Annotated in this window: 24 protein-coding genes; 11 read left to right on the top strand and 13 right to left on the bottom strand. The window is 60.3% G+C overall.

Annotated features, from left to right (window positions below; translation table 11 throughout):
- Positions 1-9 precede the first annotated feature (9 nt).
- On the top strand, positions 10-2,862 hold the full coding sequence (locus tag PVT67_RS14745; RefSeq protein WP_301494842.1) for a TonB-dependent receptor domain-containing protein: 2,853 nt from the start codon (positions 10-12) through the stop codon (positions 2,860-2,862).
- A gap of 638 nt (positions 2,863-3,500) precedes the next feature.
- The gene (locus PVT67_RS14740) at positions 3,501-6,344 is read left to right on the top strand and encodes a TonB-dependent receptor plug domain-containing protein (RefSeq protein WP_301494840.1); all 2,844 of its coding nucleotides are present in this window, start codon (positions 3,501-3,503) and stop codon (positions 6,342-6,344) included.
- 95 nt (positions 6,345-6,439) lie between these two features.
- Here PVT67_RS14740 and PVT67_RS14735 read toward each other — a convergent pair.
- From PVT67_RS14735 to PVT67_RS14715, 5 genes are all read right to left on the bottom strand, one after another.
- Positions 6,440-7,602 (bottom strand): IS3 family transposase gene (locus PVT67_RS14735; protein WP_301494838.1). Its coding sequence is split into 2 segments (ribosomal slippage): positions 6,440-7,347 and positions 7,347-7,602, totalling 1,164 coding nucleotides; the frame shifts between segments, so codons are not numbered across the junction.
- Positions 7,603-7,757: 155 nt separating this feature from the next.
- Positions 7,758-9,029, bottom strand: coding sequence for a GGDEF domain-containing protein (locus tag PVT67_RS14730; RefSeq protein ID WP_301494836.1), 1,272 nt, complete (start codon positions 9,027-9,029; stop codon positions 7,758-7,760).
- Positions 9,030-9,173: 144 nt separating this feature from the next.
- Positions 9,174-11,036 (bottom strand): 1-deoxy-D-xylulose-5-phosphate synthase, encoded by a 1,863-nt coding sequence (dxs, locus tag PVT67_RS14725; RefSeq protein WP_301499717.1) that lies wholly within the window; start codon positions 11,034-11,036, stop codon positions 9,174-9,176.
- 17 nt (positions 11,037-11,053) lie between these two features.
- A complete protein-coding gene (gene ispA, locus PVT67_RS14720; protein ID WP_301494834.1) occupies positions 11,054-11,935 on the bottom strand; it encodes a (2E,6E)-farnesyl diphosphate synthase in 882 nt (293 codons plus the stop codon).
- On the bottom strand, positions 11,932-12,168 hold the full coding sequence (locus tag PVT67_RS14715; protein WP_301494832.1) for an exodeoxyribonuclease VII small subunit: 237 nt from the start codon (positions 12,166-12,168) through the stop codon (positions 11,932-11,934). Before PVT67_RS14715 ends, ispA begins: the two co-directional genes overlap by 4 nt.
- Positions 12,169-12,343: 175 nt before the next feature.
- Here PVT67_RS14715 and pomA point away from each other — a divergent pair, with 175 nt between their 5' ends.
- The 3 genes from pomA (at position 12,344) to thiI (ending at position 15,575) form a co-directional block, all read left to right on the top strand.
- Complete coding sequence (pomA, locus tag PVT67_RS14710) at positions 12,344-13,108, top strand: flagellar motor protein PomA (RefSeq protein ID WP_301494830.1); 765 nt, start codon at positions 12,344-12,346, stop codon at positions 13,106-13,108.
- A gap of 3 nt (positions 13,109-13,111) precedes the next feature.
- A complete protein-coding gene (locus tag PVT67_RS14705; protein ID WP_301494828.1) occupies positions 13,112-14,035 on the top strand; it encodes a flagellar motor protein MotB in 924 nt (307 codons plus the stop codon).
- Between the two features lie 88 nt (positions 14,036-14,123).
- A complete protein-coding gene (gene thiI, locus PVT67_RS14700) occupies positions 14,124-15,575 on the top strand; it encodes a tRNA uracil 4-sulfurtransferase ThiI (protein WP_301494826.1) in 1,452 nt (483 codons plus the stop codon).
- Positions 15,576-15,618: 43 nt separating this feature from the next.
- Here the strand turns inward: thiI and PVT67_RS14695 are convergent, their stop codons facing one another.
- From PVT67_RS14695 to PVT67_RS14660, 8 genes are all read right to left on the bottom strand, one after another.
- The gene (locus tag PVT67_RS14695; protein ID WP_301494824.1) at positions 15,619-16,179 is read right to left on the bottom strand and encodes a DJ-1 family glyoxalase III; all 561 of its coding nucleotides are present in this window, start codon (positions 16,177-16,179) and stop codon (positions 15,619-15,621) included.
- Positions 16,176-16,976 carry a ketopantoate reductase family protein gene (locus PVT67_RS14690; protein WP_301494821.1) on the bottom strand — a complete coding sequence of 267 codons (801 nt, stop codon included), beginning with the start codon at positions 16,974-16,976 and terminating at the stop codon, positions 16,176-16,178. The genes PVT67_RS14695 and PVT67_RS14690 overlap by 4 nt, the downstream gene beginning before the upstream one ends.
- The gene (locus PVT67_RS14685; protein ID WP_301494819.1) at positions 16,955-17,305 is read right to left on the bottom strand and encodes a VanZ family protein; all 351 of its coding nucleotides are present in this window, start codon (positions 17,303-17,305) and stop codon (positions 16,955-16,957) included. Before PVT67_RS14685 ends, PVT67_RS14690 begins: the two co-directional genes overlap by 22 nt.
- A 55-nt stretch (positions 17,306-17,360) precedes the next feature.
- A complete protein-coding gene (locus tag PVT67_RS14680) occupies positions 17,361-18,620 on the bottom strand; it encodes an AmpG family muropeptide MFS transporter (protein WP_301494817.1) in 1,260 nt (419 codons plus the stop codon).
- 70 nt (positions 18,621-18,690) lie between these two features.
- Positions 18,691-19,044 (bottom strand): hypothetical protein, encoded by a 354-nt coding sequence (locus PVT67_RS14675; protein WP_301494815.1) that lies wholly within the window; start codon positions 19,042-19,044, stop codon positions 18,691-18,693.
- Positions 19,045-19,107: 63 nt separating this feature from the next.
- Positions 19,108-19,701, bottom strand: a complete 594-nt coding sequence (locus tag PVT67_RS14670; RefSeq protein WP_301494813.1) for a peptidylprolyl isomerase — start codon at positions 19,699-19,701, stop codon at positions 19,108-19,110.
- Positions 19,702-19,726: 25 nt separating this feature from the next.
- Positions 19,727-20,266, bottom strand: a complete 540-nt coding sequence (locus PVT67_RS14665) for a YajG family lipoprotein (protein WP_301494810.1) — start codon at positions 20,264-20,266, stop codon at positions 19,727-19,729.
- Entirely contained in the window at positions 20,263-21,381 is a 1,119-nt protein-coding gene (locus tag PVT67_RS14660; protein WP_301494808.1) for a methyltransferase, read from the bottom strand. Before PVT67_RS14660 ends, PVT67_RS14665 begins: the two co-directional genes overlap by 4 nt.
- Before the next feature lie 39 nt (positions 21,382-21,420).
- Here PVT67_RS14660 and PVT67_RS14655 point away from each other — a divergent pair, with 39 nt between their 5' ends.
- The 6 genes from PVT67_RS14655 (at position 21,421) to PVT67_RS14630 (ending at position 26,582) form a co-directional block, all read left to right on the top strand.
- A complete protein-coding gene (locus tag PVT67_RS14655) occupies positions 21,421-22,017 on the top strand; it encodes an alpha-ketoglutarate-dependent dioxygenase AlkB family protein (RefSeq protein WP_301494806.1) in 597 nt (198 codons plus the stop codon).
- A 38-nt stretch (positions 22,018-22,055) separates the two neighbouring features.
- Positions 22,056-22,373, top strand: coding sequence for a BolA family protein (locus PVT67_RS14650; protein WP_301494803.1), 318 nt, complete (start codon positions 22,056-22,058; stop codon positions 22,371-22,373).
- Positions 22,374-22,630: 257 nt separating this feature from the next.
- Positions 22,631-23,965, top strand: a complete 1,335-nt coding sequence (locus PVT67_RS14645) for a Na(+)-translocating NADH-quinone reductase subunit A (protein ID WP_301494801.1) — start codon at positions 22,631-22,633, stop codon at positions 23,963-23,965.
- A gap of 2 nt (positions 23,966-23,967) precedes the next feature.
- Positions 23,968-25,170 (top strand): NADH:ubiquinone reductase (Na(+)-transporting) subunit B, encoded by a 1,203-nt coding sequence (locus PVT67_RS14640; protein ID WP_301499716.1) that lies wholly within the window; start codon positions 23,968-23,970, stop codon positions 25,168-25,170.
- On the top strand, positions 25,163-25,957 hold the full coding sequence (locus PVT67_RS14635) for a Na(+)-translocating NADH-quinone reductase subunit C (protein WP_301494799.1): 795 nt from the start codon (positions 25,163-25,165) through the stop codon (positions 25,955-25,957). Before PVT67_RS14640 ends, PVT67_RS14635 begins: the two co-directional genes overlap by 8 nt.
- On the top strand, positions 25,950-26,582 hold the full coding sequence (locus tag PVT67_RS14630) for an NADH:ubiquinone reductase (Na(+)-transporting) subunit D (protein ID WP_301494796.1): 633 nt from the start codon (positions 25,950-25,952) through the stop codon (positions 26,580-26,582). Before PVT67_RS14635 ends, PVT67_RS14630 begins: the two co-directional genes overlap by 8 nt.
- The last annotated feature ends 5 nt before the right edge of the window (positions 26,583-26,587 follow it).

Genomic DNA, 26,587 nt, shown 5'->3' with positions numbered 1-26,587 from the left:
AGATGAGACGTGAAAGCGAGTAAGTTGAATATGGCTATTCGTACAGCCATGACTTTGGGAGTGATGGCTGCTTATTCCGTGCCCAGCATGGCCAGCGCAGCCGATGGCAAAGTAGCCAAAGATGATGAAAAAACAGAGCGTATTGAAGTCACGGGCTCCAGGATCAAGCGTATGGGGGCGCTCTCCCCAACCCCGCTGACCGTCATCACTGGTGATGTCATTCAAGACATGGGGGTCACCAACGCTGCCGACCTGCTCAATAAGCTGCCCCAGTCCACCGTAGGGATCTCGCCTGAAACTTCCAACAACACCATTTTCGCCAACGGCCTGAACCAGACCGATCTGCGTGGTTTGGGCACTTCCCGTACTCTGGTGTTGGTTAACGGCCGCCGTTATGTGGCAGGCTCGGCAGGCGATACCGCCGTCGACTTGAACAACATCCCGACCACCATGATTGAGCGGGTGGAAATCATTACCGGTGGTGCTTCAGCCGTCTATGGCTCTGACGCTGTTGCTGGTGTCGTGAACATCATCACCCGCAAGCGGACCGATGGTCTGGAGTTTGACGCCTCTTACACCCAGCCCGAGCAAAGTGGTGGTGCCGAGTCCCAGTATTCATTTGCTTACGGTACAGATTTCCTGCAGGGCAAAGGCAACGTCATGATGAGTGCCGTTCTCGCCGAAGCCAAGCAGATAAAATATACCGATCGCGACTTTACGCGTGACCCTGTTGGCTACGTATATAACCCTGCCAATACTAACAACTCAGACGGTATCTCCAAGCAGATCCGGTATGAAGGCCGCAAACCGCTTAATTGGCTCAATGAGGCTGGCGTTATCAATGCTGGCGGTAACCGTTATACTTGGGACAAGAGCGGTAACCTGAAACTGTTCGATTATGGCAATGGCTCTCTGGACAAGGTTATCGGTGATGCCGGCACAAACCACAACTATTGTAGCGGTGCCTGTGATGGCTATGACCCGGTTAACTACGGTGTGATCCGCACCCCTCTCAAGCGTCAGGTCTATAACGTCAACGCCGACTATCAAATCAACGACGATTTGAAAGTCTTTACCGAGTTGACTTACTCCCACTACAAGTCATACGGCGAAAGCTCACCTGTTTTTCACCGCGGTGTGTCGCTGCTGGCGGATAACGCCTTCCTAAGCCAGGAAGCCAGCGACATTATCTCTGCGGCAGGCGGCAAGGTTTCCATGGCCCGCATGGACACCGAGTTTGGTAACCGCAAATACAACCAGAACCGTGACACTCTCCGTGCGCTGATCGGCGTTGAAGGTTATATCGGTGATTGGAGCTACTCTGCCTTCTATCAGGAAGGGCATCTGGAAGAGAAGACCCATTGGACCGGTGAGATCTTCGCCGATCGTTACTACCAAGCCTTCGATGCCATCAAGGACGCCAACGGCAACATCGTTTGTCGCGACCAGTCTGACGGCTGTGTGCCTCTGGACCTGCTGGGCCAGGGCCAAGCCAGCCAGGAAGCCATCGATTGGGTCAGTACCGATGCGCATCGTGTTGCAAAGACTGAGCAGAAGAATGCCGGCTTTGTGGTCAGCGGGGACCTCTATGAACTGCCCGCCGGTTACCTGAGCACCGCCATTTCCGGCGAATGGCGCCGCGAGCAGTCCCGTACCACTCCCGATAACAACATGATCAATGGGCTGATATTCGGCAACACTTCTTCCAAGTCCTATGGTGCTTACGAAGTAAGTGAACTGGCCGCTGAATTCAGTGTCCCGCTGCTGGCCGATGCCTTCCTGGTTAAAGAGCTGAACCTGGACATGGCCTATCGCTACATGGATTACACTACCGTTGGTAGCAACAATGCCTGGAAGTTGGGCCTGAACTGGGCCGTCAATGACGACCTGAAGCTTCGTGCCACCAAGTCCAAGTCGGTCCGTGCTCCCAACATCGGCGAACTTTTTGATCCCCAGGGGCAAACCTTCGTATCTTTCAAGGATGTCTGCGATGCCGATTTCATCAACGAAAGCGGAGCCAGCCCTAATCGTGCGACCAACTGCCATGCTGCTGGTTTGCCCGAAGGTTGGAAGCCCACGCCCGAGTGGTTCCAGGGCAACAGGCCCGGTTTCAACGCCGGTAACCCTGACCTGAAGGAAGAAACCTCCAACGACTACACCCTGGGCTTTGTCTATACCCCCAGCTATGTACAGGGCCTTACTCTGACGGCGGACTTCTGGAGCTTCGATATTAAGAACGCCATCAACTACATCGATGTCAAAACCGCTGTGAAGTACTGCTACGACTCTGAGAGTCTGGATAACCAATACTGCTCGCGTTTCACCCGTGATCCCAGTACTGGCGATATCATCAGCTTCGTGCAAAGCCCGATCAACGTCGCGACCTACAAGGCCAAGGGTGTGGATCTCGAGGGAGACTACAGCATCAGCCTGAAAGGCATGGGTGACCTGCGCTTCAATCTGCTGGCCACCTACCTGGATGACTGGCGCTACAACCCCACTGGTTTTGCATCCGATATCCAAATCGATGTGGGCGAGTACACCAACCCCCGTTGGAAAGGGCGCTTCACTACTACTTGGAGCTACGACAAGCTGACTCTCAACGCCGTTGCCAGCTATCGTCACCACGCTGTCGGTGATAACAACTATACGGTAGAGAATATTGACTACAACCACATCCCATCGCAAACCGTTTGGGACTTCACCGGTCGTTATGATCTGAGCAACAAGCTTCAGCTGCGTTTTGGCGTGAAGAATGCCTTCGACAAAGCGCCGCCGCGTAATCCCTATACCTACGACGGCGCTGGTTACTACGATACCCTGGGCCGAGCCTACTTCTTGGGCGCCAACTACGCCTTCTAAGGCCGTTGGAAACGGCTATTTCAAGCGGCGCACCTGCGCCGCTTTTTCGTTTCTAGCCTCAGTCGTTCTAACTTCAGGAATACAATGAACCACAGTCAGTCATGGTCACGCTGTTGCTGACAGTCTTGCACAGTCGGTTGGGGGGAACCCCTTCATGCTGTGTAGACCATTAAGCAGGGGTAGTTGGACACCCATGGTAAACAGAGCCAACCGTCGCTTATGCCAGCATGAGTACCTTTTAAAAGAGAAGCCAGAGAGTTGTGGTCGGCACTAGTGGGAGCATTCTGGTTGATAAGTTGCTATGGAGCATTTGTTTAGGTCTTTTGATATTAGTGCTGGCTAAATTTAATCTGAGATGAAGAGACCATATCTGTCGACGAAGTTAAGCGTATCCTTTTCACTTCATCCTTTTGATACAATTTGTTACAGATGTGCCTGATTTTTGTAACGCGTTGTTTGTTTGGGATTTTTATGTTGATTGTGCGTCAGTTGGTGGACGCTTCATGAAGCTATCGGTGAGGCATCTTTTTTCTCTTCTTCACATTGCCGTTTCATTTTTGTAACGTATGCGCGGGGTGCCAATCCTCCTCGCTAATGTAGCGGAGAAAAAATAAAAACTTCTTTCAGGGAGATGAGACGTGAAAGCCAATAAGCTGAATCTTGCCGTCCGAACGGCTATGGCCCTTGGGGTCATGGCTGCCTATGCGATGCCTGTTGTAGCCCATGCTGCTGACAATGCTGCTGCCAAGCAGGACGACACTAAGACCGAACGAATTGAAGTGACAGGTTCCAGGATCAAACGCCAAGGTGCGTTATCCCCGACTCCTCTCACTGTGATCAGCGGTGACGTGATCCAGGACATGGGGATCACCAACGTCGCTGATCTGCTGAACAAGCTGCCTCAATCTACTGTTGGTATTTCTCCCGAGACTTCCAACAACACTATCTTCGCCAACGGCCTGAACCAGACTGACCTGCGCGGCCTGGGCACTGCCCGTACCCTGGTACTGGTTAACGGACGCCGTTACGTTGCTGGTTCTGCCGGTGATACCGCCGTCGACCTCAATAACCTTCCCACCACCATGATTGAGCGCGTCGAGATCATCACAGGTGGTGCCTCTGCCGTTTACGGTTCTGACGCTGTTGCCGGTGTGGTCAACATCATCACCCGTAAGAAGACTGACGGCTTGGAGTTGGACGCCTCCTACACCCAGCCTGAGCAGAAAGGTGGTGCTGAGTCCCAGTACTCCCTGGCCTATGGCACCGATTTCCTGCAGGGCAAAGGCAGTGTCATGATGAGTGCCGTCTATGCCGAAGCCAAACAGATCAAATACGCCGATCGCGACTTTACTCGTAATCCTGTAGGCAGTATCTACAACTCCGCCAATACTGGCCCCAATGATGGCGAACCTACCAAGATCAGCTACACAGGACGTAAGCCCCTGAGCTGGATTAACGAGGCCGGTACCTTCTTCACCTCGGATAACCAGTACACTTGGGATACCAACGGTAATCTCAAGCCTTTCGACTACGGTGATGGCCTTATCCCCGGCCCAGGTACTAACGGAAACTATTGTACTGGTGCTTGTGAAGGTTATGATCCGGTCAATTACAACGTTATCCGTACGCCTCTGAAGCGCCAGGTATACAACCTGAACGCCGATTACCAGATCAATGACGATATGAAGCTCTTTACCGAGCTGACCTACTCTAACTACAAGTCCTACGGTGAAAGCTCTCCCGTATTCCATCAAGGGGTACCGATCTGGTCCGATAACGCTTTCCTGAGTGATGATGCCCGTAACATCATCGACGCCGATGGCGGTGTTGTGGGCATGTACCGTATCGATACCGAGTTTGGTAATCGTAAGTACAACCAGAACCGTGATACCTTCCGTGCCTTGGTGGGTCTGGAAGGTTACATCGGTGACTGGAGCTACTCCGTTTTCTATCAAGAAGGTCATCTGAAAGAGAAGACCCATTGGACAGGTGAGATCTTTGCCGATCGTTATTACCAGGCCTTTGATTCCATCAAGGATGCCAACGGTAATATCGTCTGTCGCGACCAGTCTAACGGCTGTGTGCCTTTGAACCTGCTGGGTCAAGGCCAGGCCAGCCAGGAGGCTATCGACTGGGTCAGCACCGACGCCCACCGCGTCGCCAAGACTGAGCAGAAGAATGCCGGTTTCGTGGTCAGCGGTGATCTCTTCGAACTGCCTGCGGGCGCTTTGAGTACCGCCATCTCTGGTGAGTGGCGCCGAGAGCAGTCCAGGACTACTCCCGATGACAACATGATCAATGGCCTCATCTTCGGCAACACTTCCGCCAAGTCCTACGGTGCCTATGAAGTCAGCGAGGCTGCGGTCGAGTTCTCCGTACCGGTTCTTGCCGATGTCTTCCTTGCCAAGGAAGTGAACCTGGATCTGGCCTACCGTTACATGGACTACACCTCTGTTGGCAACAACGATGCCTGGAAGCTGGGCTTGAATTGGTCTGTGACCAATGATCTGAAGCTGCGTGCCACCAAGTCCAAGTCCGTACGTGCTCCCAACATCTCTGAACTGTATGACCCGCCGGGCCAGACCTTTGAGTCTATTACCGATGTCTGTGACGTGGACAACATCAATGCACCTGAGGCCAGTCAGTATCGCGCATCTAACTGTCATGCAGCCGGCCTGCCCGACGGCTGGAAAGCCACCGATGACTGGTATCACGCCAACCATCCTGGCTTCAACGCTGGTAATGCTGATCTGAAGGAAGAGACCTCCGACGACTACACAGTGGGCTTCGTCTATACCCCCAGCTTCGTCGAAGGCTTGACCCTGACTGCGGACTACTGGAGCTTCGACATCAAGAACGCCATCAACTACATTGATGTCGGCACTGCTGTTAAGTACTGCTACGATTCCGCTAGCCTGGACAACCCCTATTGTTCACGCTTCACCCGTGATCCTAATACAGGTGACATCACCAGCTTCGTGCAGAGCCCCATCAACGTCGCGACCTTCAAGACCAAGGGGGTGGACATTGAGGGCGACTACGGTTTCTCCACAGAATCTGCTGGCAACTTCCGCATCAACCTGCTTGCCACCTATGTGGACGATTGGCGTACCAACCCCACCGGCTTCGCGTCCGATCTGGAAGTCGATGTGGGCGAATACACAAATCCCCGTTTGAAGGGACGTTTCAGCGCCATCTGGACCTACGACAAATGGACCGTCAACGCCGTGGCTGATTACCGTCACCACGCTGTTGGTAATCGGAAGAGCACTATTGAAAGCAACAACTATAACGACATCCCCTCCAGCACCGTGTGGGATTTCACCGGTCGTTATGCTTTCGATGAGCATTTGGAATTGCGTTTCGGCGTGAAGAATGCCTTTGACAAGGCGCCGCCGCGTAACCCCTACACCTACGACGGTGCCGGTTACTACGATACCCTGGGCCGAGCCTACTTCTTGGGCGCCAACTACGCCTTCTAAGGCAAGTTGGAATGGCTATTTCAAGCGGCGCTTCGGCGCCGCTTTTTTGTTTTCAGCCTTAAACCACCTCCTATGGAGGTGGTGATCTGTAGTGGTCAACAATTTCCGTACAGTAAATTAAGTTTTGCCTCGGCTTTTGCCGGAGGCAATCCGTCATTGTGTTGATGTGGCCGTTGCCAGTTGTAGTAGCCCATCAGATAGGCGCTGATGTCCCGGCTGGCTAGGGCCTGGCTGGGATAACCCATGGCCGGTATCCATTCAGATTTCAGACTGCGGAACAGCCTTTCCATCGGCGCATTGTCCCAACAGTTACCGCGCCGGCTCATGCTCTGGCTCATCCGGTAACGCCACAGCCGTTGCCGGAACAGTCGGTTGGCGTATTGGCTGCCTTGGTCCGAATGGAACATCACGCCCTTGGGGCAGCCTCGTTGCTCGTAGGCCATCTGCAGCGCCTTGACTGTCAGTTCAGCGTCAGGCTGCTCAGAGAGCGCCCAGCCCACCACGCGGCGGGTAAAGAGAGCCAGAACCACCGCCAGGTAGCACCAGCGGCTGCTCGCCCAGATGTAGGTGATATCGCCACACCAGACCTGGTTGGGCGTATCGACCTGGAATGAGCGCGCCAACTGGTTGGGGATATCAGGTCGCTCAATGGTCGCTTGCCGGTAGCGGTGGTTGCCGGGCTGCTTGCAGACCAGTCCCGCTTCCTTCATCAAGCGCCGCACCAGGAAACGCCCTATCTCGATGCCCTCGGCGCGGAGCATATCCTTGAGGGTCCGGCTGCCAGCCGCGCTGCGGCTGTGACTGAACAACCGGTTGACCTCGCTACGCAGGTGCAGGCGCCGGGCGTCGATGCGCCGCCCCCGTAGCCGGTGCTCGTAATAGCTGGACGTGGCGACCTCGAACAATGCGCAGATCCTGTCGACCGGCTCTTGCTCCCTTAACCGGTCTATCAGCGCGTACGTTCGAACTCGTCCGACATTAAGAGAGCGGTAGCCTTTTTTAAAATGGCCTTCTCGCGTTCCAGGCGGTTGATGCGCGCTTCCAGCTCCTGGATTTTCTGTTGCTCCGGAGTCAGTGCCTTGCTGGTAGGGGTTCGCCCGCTGCGCTCGGCCTGAAGCTGTTCAACCCAGCGCCGCAGGGCGGTTTCGCCGACATCCAGCGACTGGCTGGCCTGGCTGATGGCATAGCCCTGGTCCAGCACCAGCTTGGCGGCTTCAAGCTTGAACTCGGGAGTGAAGGTACGTCGTTGCCGTTTCATGGAACACCTCTTTTGCGGTGGTGACTCTACCACCTAAATCGGTGTCCGGGATTAGTAGACCACTACAAAGCGACTGAGAATGATGAGTCGCAATCAATAATGAAAAGGGGCCTTGAAGGCCCCTTTTCATTATTGGAAAGATAGGCTTTTCCGTTTCAAGCCTGCCTCAAGGAAGGGCGGGACGGCTCGGCGCATACCACCTGGTTGCGTCCCTGGCGCTTGGCGCTGTAGAGGGCGGCGTCGGCGCGGCGCAGTTGGTCCGAGAAGCTCTCGTTGGCCATCAACTGGGCGCAGCCTATGGAGATATGGACGGGCAGGCCTACGCCTTGCTCCGAGAAGTCGGTTTCGGCGATCAGGCGCCGCAGCTTTTCCGCGGCCTGGGCGGCGGCCTCGAGAGCGGTATCGGGCAGCAGCAGCACGAATTCCTCGCCTCCCCAGCGGGCCACCATGTCCTGACAGCGGCAGTGGCTGCGCATCAGGGCGGCCAGTCGCTGCAGCACCAAGTCGCCGACCCCGTGGCCATAGGTGTCGTTGATGACCTTGAAATGATCGATATCCACCAGCAGGGCCGACAAGGGAGGGCCGTGGCGATGGAAACGGGCCAGCTCCTGATCGGCGCGGCGTTCCAGGGCGTAGCGGTTGTAGGTCAGGGTCAGGGCGTCCTTGGTGGCCAGCAGTTCCAATTGCCGCTGGTAGCGGCGGCGGCCGAGGTCCACCTGATCATAGAGGATGGCCGAAACGGTGATCAGCACCACTGTCGCCTGGCTGACGGTCACTATCAGTATGCCGAGTGAAAGGTCCGGGGAATGTTGGACGGTATTGACCAGCAGGAACCCGGTCAGGAAGGGAATGGAAAAGCCCAGCAGCAGTTGCAGCCTGGCCACCCTGCCGCCCACCCTGGGGCTGAGCAGGGCCCGCAGACCACCTCTGTGGGCGCTGCACAGCAGTATGGCCATGGCCAGAGGGATGACCATGGACACTGTGGTCAGGGAGGTCTCGCCGTGAAAGCGGTTGAGTCCCAGGGCATAGCCGACGATGGCGACTTGGGGAACGGCCAGGCTAAAGGCCGCCAGCAGCTGTGACAATGTCAGGCGAAAGGCCTGGTAGCACAGCAGGGCGGCGGCGCTGGCGGCCAGGCTCAGGGCCGTTAACTCGCCAAGGGCGACGCTGTGGCCCAGGGCGTTGAGTTTGGCCAGGGCTTGTGGAAAGGGAGTCAGTGCCGCCAGCCAGGGGCCGCTCGGCTCGGCCAGGAACAGCCTCAGCAGCATCAGGGCCAGCACCATGGCGGCCAGCGCCGTGCCCAGCCGGTTGTTCCGCAGCAAGGTGGCCAGGGCCAGGGCCAGGGTCGCCGCTGCCGTTAGGGGGTGAGTCCCAGGCCCTGTCAACAAGGGGCGGATCAGCAAGTGCAACCCTAGGGGGTAGGCCAACAGTACCAGGGCTGCGCCTATCAAGGCCGTGGTGGCAAGGATGGGAGAAAGCTTGAGTGCTAAACGGATCAGAGGGTAACGGCTTCGCATTTTCTTATTGGCCTTGGCGAAGGTAAAAAGAAAGGGCTCTTTCGAGCCCTTCCGTCATTCAAGCCGTGCTTTGATGCGGCCTGTGATACCGGCGGCATCCAGCCTCAGCTCAGCCAGGATCTCCGCCTGGGTGCCATGTTTGATGAATTCGTCCGGCAGCCCCAACTGCAACAGCGGCTTGTTGATGCCCTGGCTGTTGAGGAATTCGGCGACAGCCGAACCGGCGCCGCCCATGACGGCATTTTCTTCCAAGGTTACCAACAGCTCATGCTGGGCGGCCATGTCTTGGATCAAGTCCTCGTCCAAAGGCTTGACGAAACGCATGTCGCAGAGGCTGGCGTCCAGGGCTTCTGCGGCCTGGCGTGCCTCGGCAAGCAGGGTGCCGAAGGCCAAAATGGCGACCTTGTTGCCTTTCCTGACCTGTTCGCCCTTGCCGATGGGCAGGGCCCGCATCTCGGCCTGGGGCGCTATGCCGGTACCGCTGCCGCGGGGGTAACGGACGGCGGCTGGACCGTCCCACTGGTAGCCGGTGTAGAGCATCTGCCGGCATTGATCCTCGTCTGAGGGGGTCATCACCACCATGTTGGGGATACAGCGCAGGAAGCTCAAGTCGAAGGCACCCTGGTGGGTGGGGCCGTCGGCACCGACGATGCCGGCGCGGTCGATGGCGAACAGCACCGGCAGCTTCATCAGCGCCACATCGTGGATCAGCTGGTCGTAGGCCCGCTGCAGGAAGCTCGAATAGATGGCCACCACCGGCTTGTAGCCTTCGATGGCGAAACCGGCGGCGAAGGTCACCGCATGTTGTTCGGCGATGGCCACGTCGAAGTACTGTTTGGGGTATTCCTGGCTGAAGCGCACCATGCCGGAGCCTTCGCGCATGGCCGGGGTGATGGCCATCAGCTTGGGATCTCGGGCGGCCATGTCGCAGAGCCAGTCGCCGAAGATCTGCGAGAAGCTGGGGCTGCCGCCCTTGGACTTGGGCAGGCTGGTCTGGGCCGGGTCGAACTTGGGCACACCATGGTAGCCGATGGGGTCCTTCTCGGCCGGCTCGTAGCCCTTGCCCTTCTTGGTCATCACGTGCAGCAGCTGGGGACCCTTGAGGTTGCGCATGTTGCGCAGGCAGTCCACCAGGGCGTTGACGTCATGGCCATCGATGGGGCCTATGTAGTTGAAGCCCAGCTCTTCGAAGAGGGTACCGGGCACCACCATGCCCTTGAGGTGTTCCTCGGCGCGCTTGGCCAGCTCCTTGATGGGCGGCAGGCCGGACAGCACCTTCTTGCCGCCTTCGCGGATGGAGGTGTAGAGGCTGCCGGAGAGCAGCCTGGCCAGGTGCTTGTTCAGGGCGCCGACGTTCTCGGAGATGGACATCTCGTTGTCGTTGAGCACCACCACCATGTCGGTGCCGAGATCCCCTGCGTGGTTCATGGCCTCGAACACCATGCCGGCGGTCATGGCGCCGTCACCTATGACGGACACCACCTTGCGGCCTTCGCCTTCACGCTCCGCCGCTATGGCCATGGCGAGGCCGGCGGAGATGGAGGTGGAGGAATGGCCGACCGACAGCACGTCGTACTCGCTTTCTTCACGCCAGGGGAAGGGATGCAGGCCGTTCTTCTGGCGGATGCTGCCCATCTGGTCCCGGCGGCCGGTGAGGATCTTGTGGGGGTAGGCCTGGTGGCCCACGTCCCAGATCAAGCGGTCGAAAGGGGTCTGGTAGATGTAATGCAAGGCCACCGTCAGCTCCACGGCACCGAGGCCGGAGGCCAAATGGCCTGAAGACTGGCTGACGGATTCCAGCAGGTAGCGGCGCAGCTCGTCAGCCACCTGTGGCAGCTGGTCCTGGGGAAGTTTGCGCAAGGCCTCGGGGGAGGAGATGCCGCTCAAAAGGGGATAGGAGTTCTTATCGGTGCTCATCATCTGTGCTGGCGTCGTTAGCGCTCTCGGCTGATAACAAAGCGGGCGAGGGCGGCCAAATGATCGCTATTGTAGGGCAAGGACGCCAGGCAGGACAGCGCTTCGTCCACAAGGGACTGGGCGAACTCCTGGGCGGCGGCGAGCCCCATCAGGGCAGGATAGGTGGCTTTGTTGTCCCGCTGGTCCTTGCCCTGGGTCTTGCCGAGGGTGGCGGTGTCGGCGGTGACGTCGAGGATATCGTCCTGGACTTGGAAGGCCAGCCCCAACTTGTCGGCAAAATCGCTCAGCAACTGGTACTGCTGCTGGGGGATGTCGGCCATCAGCGCCGGCATTAGCAGGCTGGCGCGGATCAGGGCCCCTGTCTTGTGGGCGTGGATCCGCTCCAGTTGCTCGAGGCTGGTTGGCTGGTCAGTGGCGGCCATGTCCATGGCTTGGCCCCCTACCATACCGGGATAGCCGGCGGCCTGGGCCAGCAGCGCCAGCAGGGCCTTGAAGCCGGCCACAGTCGCGACCTCGGCCTTGGCCAGCTCGCCGAAGGCCAGGGCCTGCAGGGCGTCGCCGGCGAGGATGGCGGTGGCTTCGTCAAAGGCCACGTGCACTGTCGGTTGGCCGCGGCGCAGGGCGTCGTCGTCCATGGCCGGCAGGTCGTCGTGGATAAGCGAGTAGGCGTGGATGCACTCCACGGCCCCTGCCAATGGATCGAGCTTTTCCAGGGGCAGGCCCAGCATCTGACCGGCACCGTAGACCAGGAAGGGACGCATGCGCTTGCCGCCCAGCAGCAGGCCATGGTTCATGGCCGCCTTGAGCCTGGGCTCCAGATCCGGCTGGGTGTCCAGCAAGGTTTTCAGGTAAGCGTCGATACGCTGGCGGCAGGCTGCCTGGAACTGGGCCAGGCTCATTGTTCGGGCTCGTTGAAAGGGGCCAGGGTCTTGCCGTCTTCCAGCAGCATCTGCACTTTTTGCTCTGCGGCCTTGAGCTTCTGCTCGCTGGCCCGGCTCAGGGCCACGCCCCGCTCGAACTGCTTGAGGGCCTCGTCCAGGCTCAGTTCGCCTTGCTCCAGTTGCAGCACTACGGCTTCCAATTCCTGGAGGCTCTCTTCGAAGCTCATATTGTCAGGCTGCTTTTTTGCCATCTTCTACCCTTAAGTCCTGGCCGCTTGCGGTCGATGAAGGTGTGGGCGCACAAATTACTGTCATGCTGGCTTGAACGCAAACATCAGCCCTTGTCCTGCACAAGCTGGCACGCAAAAATAGCTGCCGTCACGCTATAACGTATTGCTGTAAGCGTAAAGTTTTGGGAGAAGTCTTTTGGATCTGGCGACACTCATCGGAATTATCGGCGCCTTCGCCTTCGTCCTCATGGCCATGATGTTGGGGGGCGACCTCAACGCCTTCTATGACACTCCCTCAGTGCTCATCGTCGTGGCAGGCTCGCTGTGCGTGGTGTTGATGAAGTTCAACATGGGCCAGTTCTTCGGCGCCGCCAAGATCGCCGTCAAGGCCTTCATGTTCAAACTGGACAAGCCGGAAGAGCTGATCGACAAGGCCGTGGAAATGGCCGACGCAGCCCGTAAGGGTGGCTTCCTGGCCCTGGAAGAAGCCGAGGTCAAGAACGCCTTCTTCCGTAAGGGGATAGACCTGCTGGTGGACGGCCATGACGTGGACGTGGTGCGTGAAAACCTCAATAAGGACATCAACGAAACCACGGAGCGCCACGAGCGCGGCATCAGCATCTTCAAGGCCATCGCCGACGTGGCCCCCGCCATGGGCATGATAGGCACCCTGGTCGGCCTGGTGGCCATGCTCAAGAACATGGACGATCCCAAGGCCATAGGCCCGGCCATGGCCGTGGCCTTGCTGACCACCCTCTACGGCGCCGTCATCGCCAACATGGTGGCCATCCCCATCGCCGACAAGCTGGGGCTGCGCATGAACGAGGAAATGCTCAACCGCCGCCTGATCCTGGATGCCGTGCTGGGTATCCAGGCCGGCCTCAATCCCAGGGTCATCGAGAACATGCTCAAGAACTACCTGGCCGAGTCCAAGCGCCAGGTCAAGACCACGGACGAATAAGGGATGAGTGACGCACCCAAGTGCAAGTGCCCGCCGCCCGGCCTGCCGCCCTGGATGGGCACCTTTGCCGACCTGATGTCGCTGCTGATGTGTTTCTTCGTGCTGCTGCTGTCCTTCTCCGAGATGGATGTGCTTAAGTTCAAGCAGATAGCCGGCTCCATGAAAAACGCCTTCGGCGTCCAGAACCGCGTCGAGGTCAAGGACATCCCCAAGGGGACTTCCGTCATCGCCCAGGAGTTCAGCCCTGGCCGTCCCGAGCCGACCCCCATAGAGACTGTCCAGCAGCAGACCATGGAGATGACGGAGCAGAGCCTGGAGTTCCAGAAAGGGGAAAGCCAGTACGTCGGCGGCGAGAGCAAGCAGCGGGATAAAAGGGTTGGCGGCGAGTCGTCCACCAAGGGCTCCAAACATAGCGCCGAGAATCCCCAGGAACAGCAGGACCAGATGAACGAGCTGGCCCGCAACATGGCCCAGGCGCTCAATGCCCAGATCCAAGACGGGGCCATAGAGCTGGAGTCCCTCGGCCAGCAGATCGTCATCCGCATCCGTGAGAAGGGCTCCTTCCCCTCGGGCTCGGCCTTCCTGCAGCCCAAGTTCAAGCCCATCATCCAGCAGGTGGGGGAACTGCTCAAGGACGTGCCGGGGGAGATCACCGTTTCAGGCCATACCGACGACCTCAAGGTCCATTCCGAGCTCTACAGTTCCAACTGGGACCTGTCGGTGCAGCGGGCCCTGGCCGTGACCCACGAGCTGCTGATGGTACAGGGCCTGGATCCCAAGCGCCTGGTGGTGCGCGGCTTTGCCGACTCCCAGCCGTTGGTGCCCAACGACACCGAGGCCCACAGGCGCATGAACCGCCGCGTCGAGATCGCCATCAACCAGGGTAAGCCCAAGATAACGGACGAGATCCCGGCCGGCCGGCCCTGACGGCCGAGGCGGTACTTTCGCTTTGGGTGAAAGTACCGCCGCTGGCGGGTATAATCCGCACGCTTTTGGCGCCACTCAGGGTTATGTCGTGAAGTTCATCATCAAGCTCCATCCGGAAATCACCATCAAGAGCAAGTCGGTCAGGCTGCGCTTCATCAAGCTGCTCGAGTCCAACATCAGGGTGGCGCTGCGCCGGGTGGAAGAGGAAGCCAAGGTCGACCGCTTCTGGGACAAGCTGGAAGTGCGGGTCCCGGACGGCGCCGACAAGGCCGCCGTCATCGACAAACTCTGTTGCACCCCTGGCGTCTCCCATGTGCTGGAAGTGGCCGAGTATCCCTTCCAGACCCTTCACGACATCTATGAAGTGGCCCAGCAGGCCTGGGGCGCCAGCCTGGCCTGCAAGACCTTCTGCGTGCGGGTCAAGCGCAGCGGCAAGCATGAGTTCAGCTCCATCGAAGTGGAGCGCTATGTCGGCGGTGGCCTCAACCAGAACAACCCCACCGGCGGGGTGCGCCTCAAGAACCCGGACCTGACCCTCAACATCGAGATCGAAGGCGACAGGTTCTATCTGGTGGCTGGCCGCCACAAGGGCCTGGGGGGCTTCCCCATCAAGACCCAGGAAGATCTGCTGACCCTCATCTCCGGCGGCTTCGATTCGGGTGTGGCCAGCTACCAGGCCATACGCCGTGGCTCCCGCACCCACTACTGCTTCTTCAACCTGGGCGGCAGTGCCCACGAGATCGGCACCAAGCAGATGGCCTACCATCTCTGGGACCGCTTCGGCGCCTCCCACAGGGTCAAGTTCGTCACAGTGCCTTTCGAAGCGGTGGTGGCGGAGATCCTCGAAAAGGTGGAAGACGGCCTCATGGGGGTGGTGCTCAAGCGCATGATGATGCGTGCTGCCGCCAAGGTGGCCGAGCGCATGAACATCCAGGCCCTGGTGACGGGGGAAGCCGTTGGCCAGGTGTCCAGCCAGACCCTCACCAACCTCACCATCATCGACCGCAGCGTCGACACCTTGATCCTGCGGCCGCTGATCTTCATGGACAAACAGGAGATCGTCGACTGTGCCCGTGACATCGGCACCTTCGAGATCGCCGAGACCATGCCAGAGTTCTGCGGCGTCATCTCCAAGAGCCCCAACGTCAGGGCCGACATCCGCAAGGTGGAAGCCACAGAGCTGGATTTCGACATGGCGGTGCTGGACCTGGCCCTGGAGAACGCCAAGGTCATGGACATCCGCGACATCGCCACCGAAGCCCAGGAAAAGGTGGTGGAAGTGGAGGCGGTGGCCGAGGTGCCCAGCGACGGGGTGATCCTGGATATCCGCGCCCCCGACGAGGAGGAAGAATCGCCCCTGGAGGTGGACGGCATCGAAGTGAAGGCGCTGCCTTTCTACAAGCTGGCCACCCAGTTCGGCGACCTGCCCAAGGACAGGCTCTACTTCCTCTATTGCGCCAAAGGGGTGATGAGCAAGCTCCAGGCCCTGTACCTGCAGGAGCAGGGGTTCAGCAACGTGCGGGTCTACAGGCCCCATTGAAAAAAGGCGCCCATGGGCGCCTTTTTTGCCAGCGTCGGCCTCTTTAAGGGATCACCAGGGGAGCGGCGATCCGCTGGGCCGCCTCTTCCCCCACCAGCACTTCCACTATGGCCAGGGCGAACAGCAGGGCCGTGCCTGGGCCCTGGCTGGTGATGAGCTTATGCTGGTGATCCATGACCACCAGGGCGTCGGGCTGGCGGCCATTCGCCGGCAGGCGGTCGTGGAAGCCGGGATGTGCCGTCAACTGGGCCCCTTCGGGCAAGAGATCTTGGGCTTGCAGGGTGAGCACCGGCGCCGTGTCCATGGCGGCCAGCCATTTTCCTTCGGCCTGGTGCAGCCGCAAAGCGTCGCGTAGCCCCTGGTGGTTGGCCTGGCGCTCAGTGCCTTCAAGGCCGCCGGGCAACACCATCACATCCGGCGTCGGCAGGCCGTCCTGCCAGTGGCGGTCGGCCAGCAGATGGACCTTGCGGGCGCACTGCACTTCCAACCCCGGCTCCAGGCTGACCAATTGGGTGTGGATCCCGGCCCGGCGCAGCACGTTGGCCACCCCGACCACTTCCAGCTCTTCCGAGCCCTGGGCGCAAAGGATCCAGGCACTCTTCATTGGTTCAGTTCCCTTATTTCCTGCCAAAGCTGCCGGTGGGAGGGCACCAACAGGCCATGTTCTTCTGCTTTTTCACAAAGATAGCCGCTGATGGCGTCGATCTCGGTTTTTCTGCCGAGGCGCCGGTCCTCCAACATGGAGGAGTGGTTGGCGGCGGTGGCTTTGGCTACCGCCAGCACGGCGGCCAGCAGTTCCTCTTTGCCAAGCACCACTCCTTCGGCGGCCAGCACCGGCTGCATCTCGTGGACCAGGGTATGGATCTCGACCCTGTAGTCCTCCTCCAGCAGGGCGCCGTTGGTCACCTGGTCACGGGCTGTGAGGGGGTTGATGACGGCGTTGATGGCGAGCTTGCGCCAGAGGGGCTTGAGGACATCGGCAAAGCAGGTTGCGGGGGGCATGGCGAGGTTCAAGACGCTATGCACCAGCGGCAGTGCGGCTTTGCTGCCCTTGAAATGGCCATACCAGCATTGGCCGTGGCCCGTCATCACCACCTGCTCGCCCTGGCGGCGGGCGCCATAAGTGGTGGTGGCAAGAAAGAGGGGGTTGGGAAAAGCCTCTGCCAGCTGCTCGTGGGGGCCAAGGCCGTTGCAAAGCAGCACCAGGGGCAGCTCTGGGGCCGGTGCCAGGGCCTGGACGGCCGCCAATGCCTGATGGCTCTTGGTGCAGATGAGCCAGAGGTCGGCGCTCGGTGCCAGGCCGCTGCGGCCTTTGAGGATGACCTGCTGGTCCTGGCGGCGCAGGCGGCCGGCTACCAGCCGCCCTATGGCGCCGTCACCTAGGACGCCGATCGTCGCCATTTAACCAGGGCCAGCAGGCCGTAGGCCAGGGTGATACCGACCACGTCGGCGTACCAGTCATGGATGCTGGACTCCCGGTAGGGCAGGAACCATTGCACCAGCTCGATGAGGGCGCCGTAGCCGGCCAGGGCCAGCCACTGGGGCCAGAGCGGCCGGCGCCAGGCGCCGTAGGTCAGCAGGCTCAGGGTAAAGAAGGCCAGGATGTGCATGCTCTTGTCACCGCCTGGCTGGGGGTAGCTGGCCTTGGTGAAGGCAAGGAAAGCCGTGGCCAGCACGGCCAGGGCCAACAGTATTTGGTAGGTTCGGGTCGAATTCAGCACGGCCTGCATCGGCACTCCAGGTTCAAAGGGTCGCGTCATTGTAAACTAGAGCCCCCGTCCTTGCTCAAGGGTGAACGGTATCATCGTCACGCCTGGCCCAGGGGGCTACCCAGGGCAGCAGCAGCAGGCCGGGCAGGGCAACGACGGCACAAAGCAGGAAGAAATGGGGCCAGCCCATGGCCTCCACCATGTAGCCGGTACCGGCGTTGGCCAGCACCCTGGGCACGGCGGTCAGGGCCGTGAGCAGGGCCAACTGGGTGGCGAGGTAGGTGCGGCTGGCCTCACGGGCGATAAAGGCCGTCAGGGCCGCGGCCCCTAGGCCCACCCCGAAGTATTCGCAGGCCACCACGGCCCCCAGCCACCAGAGGTTGCGCTGTTCTGGCGCCAGGGAGGAGAGCAGGGCATAGCCGAAGATGCTGAGCGCCTGCACCAGGCCGAAGACCCACAGGGATCTGTTGATGCCGATGCGCAGCATGATGGCGCCCCCTACCAGGCTGCCGATCAGCACCGGCCAGAGGGCGGCGTGTTTTGCCACCAGCCCTATTTCCGACTTGCTGTAGCCCATGTCCAGGTAGAAAGGGGTCTGCAGGGCCACCGCCATATTGTCCCCCAGCTTGTAGAGCACCATGAAGGCCAGTACCAGCAACGCCTGCCTGGCGCCCTGGCGGCTGAAGAACTCCTCGAAGGGCTCCAGCACCGCCTGGCGCAGGTTGTGGGGATGGTGAGCGTGGACAGGCTCTTCGGCGATGGCGGTCAGTAGCAGTCCGACCCCCATGAAGGCGGCGGTGATCAGGAACACCGAGGACCAGGGCAGGTGGTCGGCCAGGATCAGCGACAGGGAGCCTGGCACCAGGCCGGCCAGGCGATAGGCGTTGATGTGAATGGCGTTGCCCAGGCCCAGCTCGCTGTCGGCCAGGATCTCCCGGCGAAAGGCGTCGATGACGATGTCCTGGGAAGCGGAAAACACGGCTACCAGTACCGCCGCTGCTACCACCAGGCCCAGGCCCTGCCTGGGGTCGATGAGGGCAAAGGACGCCAGGGCCAGCAGCAGGCCCAGTTGGGTCAGCAGCATCCAGCCTCGGCGCAGGCCCAACAGCGGCAACTCGAACCTGTCCATCAAGGGGGCCCAGAGGAACTTCCAGGTATAGGGAAACTGCACCAGGGATAAGAGGCCTATGGTGCCGAGGTCCACCTGCTGGTCCCGCAGCCAACCGGGCACCAGTTGAAAGAGGAAAAACAGCGGCAAGCCTGAGGCGAAGCCGGTGAGGATACAGAGCAGCATGCGGCGGCTAAGGAAGGGGCGCCACCAGGGGGATTGGGTCAAGTGATAGCCTGGCTTTTTGTAAACCTATGGGTCAGCAAGGTAAACGCCCCTGCCGCCCAAGGCAAACCTTTCAAGGCCTCAGGGCCAGGCCGTCTGGCTCCAGTTCAGTGTCGCCGCGCAGGTAGTCGATGGCGGTTTCCAGGTGGTGGCGGATGGCCCAGTTGCCCCGCAGGTGATAGGGCGGGTGGCGGTTCATCAGCCCCACCAGGTTCCAGAAGGCTTTTTCTTCCTGGCTGGGCGGGGTTTCAGGGCCTTTGCCCAGGGCCTGCCAGCTTTCGAGCAGATCCCAAAGCCGGGCCTGCAGCTGCTCTGCGTCCAGGCCGTAGGCGAGGACAGACTCGGCCATCTCCAGCAGGGCCGGGATCTGGGCTTCCAGGAAATCGCTGACGCTGTCCTGATGTTGTGGGGAAGAGGTCTTGGTCATGAAGTAGAGTATAGGCTCAGCCCCGACGGCCATCGGGGCTGGAACGCAGCGTTTTGCACGCCGTCACTGTGCGGGCAGCAATTTGGCTTTTTTCAGGATCACAGGTGCCGTGGGCACATTGTTGTCACCAACGGCGCTGTTGTATTCGGTGGGCACCGTCTCGATCTTCTCCAGCACGTCCAGGCCTTCGATCACTTCGCCGAACACGGCATAGCCCCAACGGCGCGGTGAGGGATCGAGGCGGTCGTTGTTGGCGACATTGAAGTAGAACTGGCTGGTGGCGCTGTGGGGATCGTCTTCCCTGGCCATGGCGATGGTGCCGAGGGCGTTGGACAGGCCGTTGCCGGATTCGTTGACGATGGGCTCGCGGGTCTTGCGTGGGTTGAACTTGAGGTCGAAGCCGCCGCCTTGGACCACGAAGTCCTTCATGACGCGGTGGAAGAGGGTGTTGTCATAAGTACCGTCCACCACGTAGCGCAGGAAGTTGTTCACCGTGATGGGGGCGCGGGTGCGATCCAGCTCCACCACTATGGTGCCGAAATTGGTTTCCATGCTGACATGGGGGAAGAGGTTGTCCGGTTGCAGATCGTCGGTCTTGATGGCGGCCTGGGCCAGGCCGGTCACCAGCAGGAGCAGGGCGCCGAGAATACGGGTCATGGGATTCTTCCTCTTGTTGTGATGGTCAGGCCGCGAACAGGCGGGTGATCTCGGGGTCGTTGACCAGGGCGGTCATGGTCTTTTCCAGCAGGCGGTTGAGTTCTTCCTCGAGGCGGCCGATGTCCGGCCCCAGTGGCGCCTCGAAGCTGCCGGTACTGGTGAAGCGTTTGGTCAGGGTCTGGCCGTCGCGTTCGGCATAGACTTCCATCACCACCTGCTGCTGGCTCTTGTGGCTGACCAACCCTTCCTCCACCACGGCTTGCAGGGTCAGTAGCCGCACCGACAGGCGGGGACCCGTGGCGGGCTGGATGCTGTAGCCCTTGGCGGTCAGGCCTTCACGCAGGGACTGGCTGAGGCGTTGGTCCAGGCCGGGATCGTTGGTCAAGCTGCTCTTGGCCAACTGGATGACAGCCTGGCTGTTCCTGTTGTCCTGGAAATCGAAACGCACCGGCACCAGGCTGCTGGCCTGGGTGACGGCCGGGGCCGAGGGGTCCAGCCAACTGGTGGTGGGGGTAGTGGCACAGCCGGCCAACAGCAGCAGTGCCGACAAACAAAGGGCTCTCATTTACTTCTCCTTTTTACGGCCTTGAGGATCACGAACTTGCGATCCGAGGCTACCACTTGGCAGCCGCCAAAAAGTCTTTTCAATTTAAGATGATAACCAAGGTGCCTGTTGCCGACGAGCCAGAGCTCGCCGCCGGGGCGCAGCACCCGCTGGGCGTCCTTCATCATCTGCCAGGCCACGTGGTCGGTCACCGCCTGCTGTTGGTGAAAGGGGGGATTGCAGAGCACCAGGTCGGCGCTGACGGATGGAAAGCCGCTCAGGCAGTCGTTGGCCAGGCAGTGGGCATCGACCTGGGGCAGGTTGTGGGCCATGTTTTCCTCGGCCGAGGCCACGGCCAGATAGGACTCGTCCACCAGGCTGTAATGAGCTTCCGGATAGCGGTTGGCCATTGCCAGGGCCAGGACGCCGTTGCCGCAGCCGAGGTCTATGACGCGGTCGAAGCGCCCTTCCGGCAGGTTGGCCAGCATCAGCCGGGCGCCGATATCCAGGCTCTGGCGGGAGAAGACATTGGCATGGTTGGTGAGCGTGAAGGCGGTGCCTTCCAGAGGCCAGCGCAGCGGGGCGGGCATGGGCAGCGGCGCCTTGCCGTCACTATGGCTGAAGAAGGCGCGGGCCTTTTTCCAGCCCAGCAGCCGCTCGGTCGGGCCCAGGTATTTGCCGAGCAGGGCTTCGGCCCGCTCCGGTATGTCCCTGTCCCGACCGGCGAACCAAACCTGGGTGTCGGGGCCGAGCAGAGGCTTGAGCTTGGCCAGCCAGTATTCGAGCAGCGAGAGCTGCTTGGGTATTTTGGCCAACACCAGCTGTGGCTCTTGAGGCCAGGGGGCCTGGGGAGGGACAATGTCCACGCCGGGCAGGCCGAGGCGTTCGAGGTTCTGCTCGATCGCCTTGCGGCTGACGAAGGAGTCGGTCACAGAGGTCAGCTTGAAGCTGGACAGGGCGCAGCTCAAGGCGCCGAAGCCGTCTCCCAGCACCAGCACGGGGCGGGACCTGTCCAACTGGCTCGGCACCAGGCTCTGCAGCAGGTATTCGTCGGCGCTGTCCCAGGCCTGGAGGTTGTCTTCAAGCTGGGGGGGATAGCGCTGCAAGAGGGGAAGATGTTGGGTAAGGGCGGACACGACCGGTTTCCAGACGGCATAAAGCTCCATTTTGACACAATGGGCCTGTCGGTACAGCAGCGCTTGCCGCCCGATCAGTTGGCGCTCTGGCCGGCGGTGATGACGGCAGGTGAAGCCCAGGCCCTCTTTGAGCAGCTACTGCTAGAGCTTCGCTGGACCCAGCCGGAGCTCACCGTCTTCGGCAAGAGCCATCCCATACCCCGCCGCCAATCCTGGGTCGGGGACCCTGAGGCCCACTATACTTATTCGTCCCAGGCCTTCAGCCCTGGCCCCTGGCACCCTTTGCTCAAGGATCTGGCGGTGCAGCTGTCCGGCTTTTTCGGTCAGCCATTCAACTCGGTGCTGGCCAACCATTACCGGGACGGGCAGGATCACATGGGCTGGCACAGCGATGACGAGCCGGAATTGGGGCCTGTGATCGCCATGCTGAGCCTGGGAGCGGAAAGGGAGCTGGCCTTCAGGCCCCGTGGCGGCGGCCCTTCTTTCAAGGTGTCCTTGCCGAGCGGCAGCCTGTTGCTGATGGGGCCAGGCCTGCAGCAGCAGTGGCAGCACGGCCTGCCCAGCAGGGCCAAGGTGGCCGACGGGCGCATCAGCCTGACCTTTCGTCAGGTCAGGGCCTTGAACATCGGTCATTGAAGACGTAAAAAGCGCGTCCTTATTTCAGGAGTAGAGCCATGTCCGTACAGCGCCATATCGAGGATAAACTGCACGTCAGCTTCCAGCCGGCCCACCTGGCCGTGACCAACGAATCCCATATGCACGCCGTGCCCAAGGATGCCGAAACCCATTTCAAGGTGGTGATTGTCTCTGCTGAGTTCGAAGGGCAGCGGCTGGTCAGCCGCCACAGGGCCGTCAACCAGGTGTTGGCGGACGAACTGGCCGGGCCCGTCCATGCCCTGGCGCTCCACACCTACACCGAAGCCGAGTGGGAGCAATACTACGGCCAGGTGCCGGCGTCCCCGGCTTGCCTCGGCGGCTCAAAGTTGGGCTAGACTGGGCAGACCTGTTGTAGAGGCGGCATTATGCCGCCTTATTCATGTCCGGTATTGCCAGCACCACCTGGAAATCTGCCAAAGGGGGCGCAATAGCCATGGTAACGGCCCTTGAAGGGGTGCTAAAATACGCGGCTTGTAATAAGAAGCTGGGCTAAGCCCCGGCAGACAAACGCTTTTCTCGCCGCCTGGATAGGTAAGCATTTCGGGGTGGCGGTCAGCCTACAGAATTCCCTTAACTGTTGTGCAAAGTGCGTATGATAACCATCAAGAAAGGACTTGACGTTCCCATCAGCGGAACGCCCGAGCAAGTGATCCACGATGGTCCAGCCATCAAGACAGTTGCCGTCCTGGGCGAAGAGTACATCGGCATGCGGCCGACCATGCACGTCCGGGAAGGTGATCTCGTCAAGAAAGGCCAGATCATTTTCGATGATAAGAAAAACCCGGGCGTGAAATTCACTGCCCCCGCCGCCGGCAAGGTGGTGGCCATCAACCGCGGCGAGAAGCGTGTGCTGCAGTCTGTTGTCATCGAGCTCGATGGCGACGACGAAGTCAGCTTCCAGCAATACGACGCGGCCCAGTTGGCCAGCCTAGACCGCCAGGTCGTGGTGGACCAACTGGTCGAGTCCGGTCTCTGGACCGCCCTGCGTACCCGTCCCTACTCCAAGATCCCCGCCATCGACAGCACCCCCGCTGCCATCTTCGTTTCAGCCCTGGATACCAACCCCCTGGCAGCTGATCCGGCCGTGGTGATCAAAGAGCAGATCGACGCCTTCAACAACGGCCTGGCCGTGCTGTCCCGCCTGGGTGGCAAACTGTTCGTCTGCAAAGCAGCCGGCAGCGATGTCCAGGTGAAAGCCGCCAACGTCCAGGTTGAAGATGTTACCGGTCCGCACCCCGCTGGCTTGGTCGGTACGCAAATCCACCAGTTGTTCGGCGCTTCCCTGAGCCGTGTGGTCTGGCACCTGGGTTACCAGGACGTCATCGCCGTCGGCAAGCTGTTCGTGGAAGGCAAGCTGGACAGCAGCCGCGTCATCTCCCTGGCCGGTCCCAGCGTCAAGCAGCCTCGCCTGGTGCGTACCCTGGTGGGTGCCAGCACCAGCGAGCTGACCGCCGGTGAACTGAGCGACGGCGAGAACCGTATCATCTCCGGTTCCGTGCTGAGCGGTTCCGAAGCCCACGGTGTGCATGGCTACATGGGCCGTTACCACGTGCAACTGAGCGTGCTGCCCGAAGGCCGCAGCAAGGACTTCCTGGGCTGGCTGACGCCGGGCTCCGACAAGTTCTCCGTGACCCGCGCCTACCTGGGCCACTTCGGTCGCAAGCTGTTCGGCATGAGCACCACCACCAACGGTTCTCCCCGCGCCATGGTGCCGATCGGCAACTACGAGCGCGTGATGCCCCTGGACGTGCTGCCGACCCTGCTGCTGCGCGACCTGCTGAGCGGTGACACCGACAGTGCCCAGCAACTGGGTGCCCTGGAGCTGGATGAAGAAGATCTGGCGCTCTGCACCTTTGTCTGCCCGGGTAAATACGACTACGGCTCAGCCCTGCGTGCTTGCCTGACCAAGATCGAGAAGGAAGGTTGATGATGGGCCTGAAGAACTTCATCGAGCAACTCGAGCCCCAATTCGAGAAAGGGGGCAAATACGAGAAGTGGTATGCGCTTTACGAAGCTGTGGCCACCATCCTCTACACTCCCGGCAAGGTCACCCGTGGCCATACCCATGTCCGTGATGCCATCGACCTGAAGCGCATCATGATCCTGGTGTGGCTGAGCGTGTTCCCGGCCATGTTCTACGGCATGTACAACATCGGCCACCAGGCGCAGCACGCCCTGGCCGCCGGTTACCACCTGGCCGACGTCTGGCAGGTTGCCCTGTTCCACGCCCTGGGCGGTGAGCTCTCCGCCAACTCCGGTTGGGGCAGCATGATGTGGTACGGCGCCTGCTTCTACCTGCCGGTCTATGCCACTGTCTTCATCGTCGGTGGTTTCTGGGAAGTGCTGTTCGCCTCCGTGCGCAAGCACGAGGTGAACGAAGGCTTCTTCGTGACCTCCATACTGTTCGCCCTGATCCTGCCTCCCACCATCCCGTTGTGGCAGGCTGCCCTGGGTATCACCTTCGGTGTGGTCCTGGGCAAGGAGATCTTCGGCGGTACTGGCCGTAACTTCCTGAACCCGGCCCTGGCCGGCCGTGCCTTCCTGTTCTTCGCTTACCCGGCCTACATGTCCGGTGACAGCGCCTGGACAGCGGTCGATGGCTTCTCCGGCGCCACCTACCTGAGCCAAGCTGCGGCTGGTCACATGGACTACGCCTTCAACGGTGCCTGGTGGGATGCCTTCTATGGCAACATCCAGGGCTCCATGGGTGAGACCTCCACCCTGGCCATCTTGATCGGCGGCCTGGCCCTGATCTTCCTGCGCATCGCCTCCTGGCGCATCGTGCTGGGTACCTTCCTGGGGATGGTGGCCATGGCCTACTTCTTCAACCTGGTAGGTTCCACCACCAACGCCATGTTCGCCATGCCTTGGTACTGGCACCTGGTGCTGGGCGGTTTCGCCTTCGGCATGATGTTCATGGCTACCGATCCGGTGTCCGCCTCCTTTACCGACAAGGGTAAGTGGGCTTACGGCATCCTGATCGGCGCCATGGCTGTCCTTATTCGTGTGGTTAACCCGGCATTCCCGGAAGGCATGATGCTGGCCATTCTGTTCGCCAACCTCTTCGCTCCTTTGTTTGACCACTTTGTCGTTCAGGCCAACATCAAGCGGAGGCTCGCACGCAATGTCTAACGAAAGCATCGGCAAAACCATAGGCGTTGTTCTGGCCATCAGCCTGGTTTGTTCCGTGGTGGTCTCCGGTGCCGCCGTGGCCCTCAAGCCTGCCCAGCAACAGAACAAGCTGCTGGACAAGCAGCAAAATATCCTGAGCGCCGCCGGCCTGCTCAAGCCTGGCATGTCCGCCAAGGAAGTACTGGCCGTCTACAAGCAGCACATCGAGCCGCGCATCGTTGAGCTCAAGACCGGCAACTACGTCAAGGAAGTGGACGGCAAAGACGCCGCCAGCTTCGACCAGCGTAAGGCTGCCAAGGATCCCAAGTTCAACACCGAACTGGATCCGGCCATCGACGTGGCTTCCTTGAAGCGCCGTTCCAACTATGCCTCCGTCTACCTCGCCAAGGACGACGCCGGCCAGGTGACCTCTGTGGTGCTGCCGATCCACGGCAACGGCCTCTGGTCCATGATGTACGCCTTCGTGGCGGTCAAGACCGACGGTGACACCGTATCCGGCCTGACCTATTACGAGCAGGGTGAAACCCCTGGACTGGGCGGCGAAGTGCAGAACCCCATCTGGCTGGCCAAGTGGGTAGGCAAGAAGCTTTATGACGACAACGGCAAGCCTGCCATTCAGGTCGTCAAGGGCGGCGCGCCTAAAGGTGATCTGCACAAGGTTGACGCCCTGTCCGGCGCTACCCTCACCAGCAATGGCGTGCAGCACACCTTCCAGTTCTGGATGAGCGACAATGGCTATGGTCCCTACCTGGCTAAGGTCCGCAATGGAGAAGTGAACAATGGCTAACAGCAAAGAAGTCAAAAAGGTCCTCTTTGGGCCGCTGCTCGCCAACAACCCCATCGCCTTGCAGGTGCTGGGTATCTGTTCGGCGCTGGCGGTAACCGGCCGTATGGACAAGGCCTTCGTCATGGGTATCGCCCTGACCCTGGTCACCGGTTTTTCCAACCTGTTCATCTCGCTGATCCGCAACCACATCCCCAACAGCGTGCGGATCATCGTCCAGATGGCCATCATCGCTTCCCTGGTTATCGTGGTTGACCAGATCCTGCGGGCCTACGCCTATGAGCTGTCCAAGGAACTGTCGGTCTTCGTCGGCCTTATCATCACCAACTGCATCGTGATGGGCCGCGCCGAAGCCTACGCCATGAAGAGCCCGCCGTTGATGTCCTTCCTGGACGGCATCGGTAACGGCCTTGGCTACAGCGCCATGCTGCTGACCGTCGGTTTCATCCGTGAACTGTTCGGTTCCGGCACCGTCTTCGGTATCCACGTGCTGCCCCTGATCAAGGACGGTGGCTGGTACCAGGCCAACGGCCTGCTGCTGCTGCCCCCCAGCGCCTTCTTCATCATCGGTAGCCTGATCTGGCTGCTGCGGACCCTGCGTCCCGAGCAAGTCGAGCCTAAGGAGTAATAGCC

Source organism: Gallaecimonas kandeliae, assembly GCF_030450055.1.
GTDB classification, from domain to species: domain Bacteria; phylum Pseudomonadota; class Gammaproteobacteria; order Enterobacterales; family Gallaecimonadaceae; genus Gallaecimonas; species Gallaecimonas kandeliae.
This window is presented reverse-complemented; position numbering and strand designations above follow the sequence as displayed.

Bases quoted from the DNA above. Each gene is read 5' to 3' on its own strand.
- PVT67_RS14675 (WP_301494815.1), bottom strand. From the start codon at position 19,044: ATGACCAAGACCTCTTCCCCACAACATCAGGACAGCGTCAGCGATTTC.
- ispA (WP_301494834.1), bottom strand. From the start codon at position 11,935: ATGAGCCTGGCCCAGTTCCAGGCAGCCTGCCGCCAGCGTATCGACGCT.
- PVT67_RS14640 (WP_301499716.1), top strand. From the start codon at position 23,968: ATGGGCCTGAAGAACTTCATCGAGCAACTCGAGCCCCAATTCGAGAAA.
- PVT67_RS14695 (WP_301494824.1), bottom strand. From the start codon at position 16,179: ATGAAGAGTGCCTGGATCCTTTGCGCCCAGGGCTCGGAAGAGCTGGAA.
- PVT67_RS14690 (WP_301494821.1), bottom strand. From the start codon at position 16,976: ATGGCGACGATCGGCGTCCTAGGTGACGGCGCCATAGGGCGGCTGGTA.
- PVT67_RS14635 (WP_301494799.1), top strand. From the start codon at position 25,163: ATGTCTAACGAAAGCATCGGCAAAACCATAGGCGTTGTTCTGGCCATC.
- PVT67_RS14665 (WP_301494810.1), bottom strand. From the start codon at position 20,266: ATGAGAGCCCTTTGTTTGTCGGCACTGCTGCTGTTGGCCGGCTGTGCC.
- PVT67_RS14630 (WP_301494796.1), top strand. From the start codon at position 25,950: ATGGCTAACAGCAAAGAAGTCAAAAAGGTCCTCTTTGGGCCGCTGCTC.
- dxs (WP_301499717.1), bottom strand. From the start codon at position 11,036: ATGAGCACCGATAAGAACTCCTATCCCCTTTTGAGCGGCATCTCCTCC.
- PVT67_RS14650 (WP_301494803.1), top strand. From the start codon at position 22,056: ATGTCCGTACAGCGCCATATCGAGGATAAACTGCACGTCAGCTTCCAG.
- PVT67_RS14645 (WP_301494801.1), top strand. From the start codon at position 22,631: ATGATAACCATCAAGAAAGGACTTGACGTTCCCATCAGCGGAACGCCC.
- PVT67_RS14685 (WP_301494819.1), bottom strand. From the start codon at position 17,305: ATGCAGGCCGTGCTGAATTCGACCCGAACCTACCAAATACTGTTGGCC.
- PVT67_RS14715 (WP_301494832.1), bottom strand. From the start codon at position 12,168: ATGGCAAAAAAGCAGCCTGACAATATGAGCTTCGAAGAGAGCCTCCAG.
- PVT67_RS14670 (WP_301494813.1), bottom strand. From the start codon at position 19,701: ATGACCCGTATTCTCGGCGCCCTGCTCCTGCTGGTGACCGGCCTGGCC.
- PVT67_RS14705 (WP_301494828.1), top strand. From the start codon at position 13,112: ATGAGTGACGCACCCAAGTGCAAGTGCCCGCCGCCCGGCCTGCCGCCC.
- PVT67_RS14655 (WP_301494806.1), top strand. From the start codon at position 21,421: ATGGGCCTGTCGGTACAGCAGCGCTTGCCGCCCGATCAGTTGGCGCTC.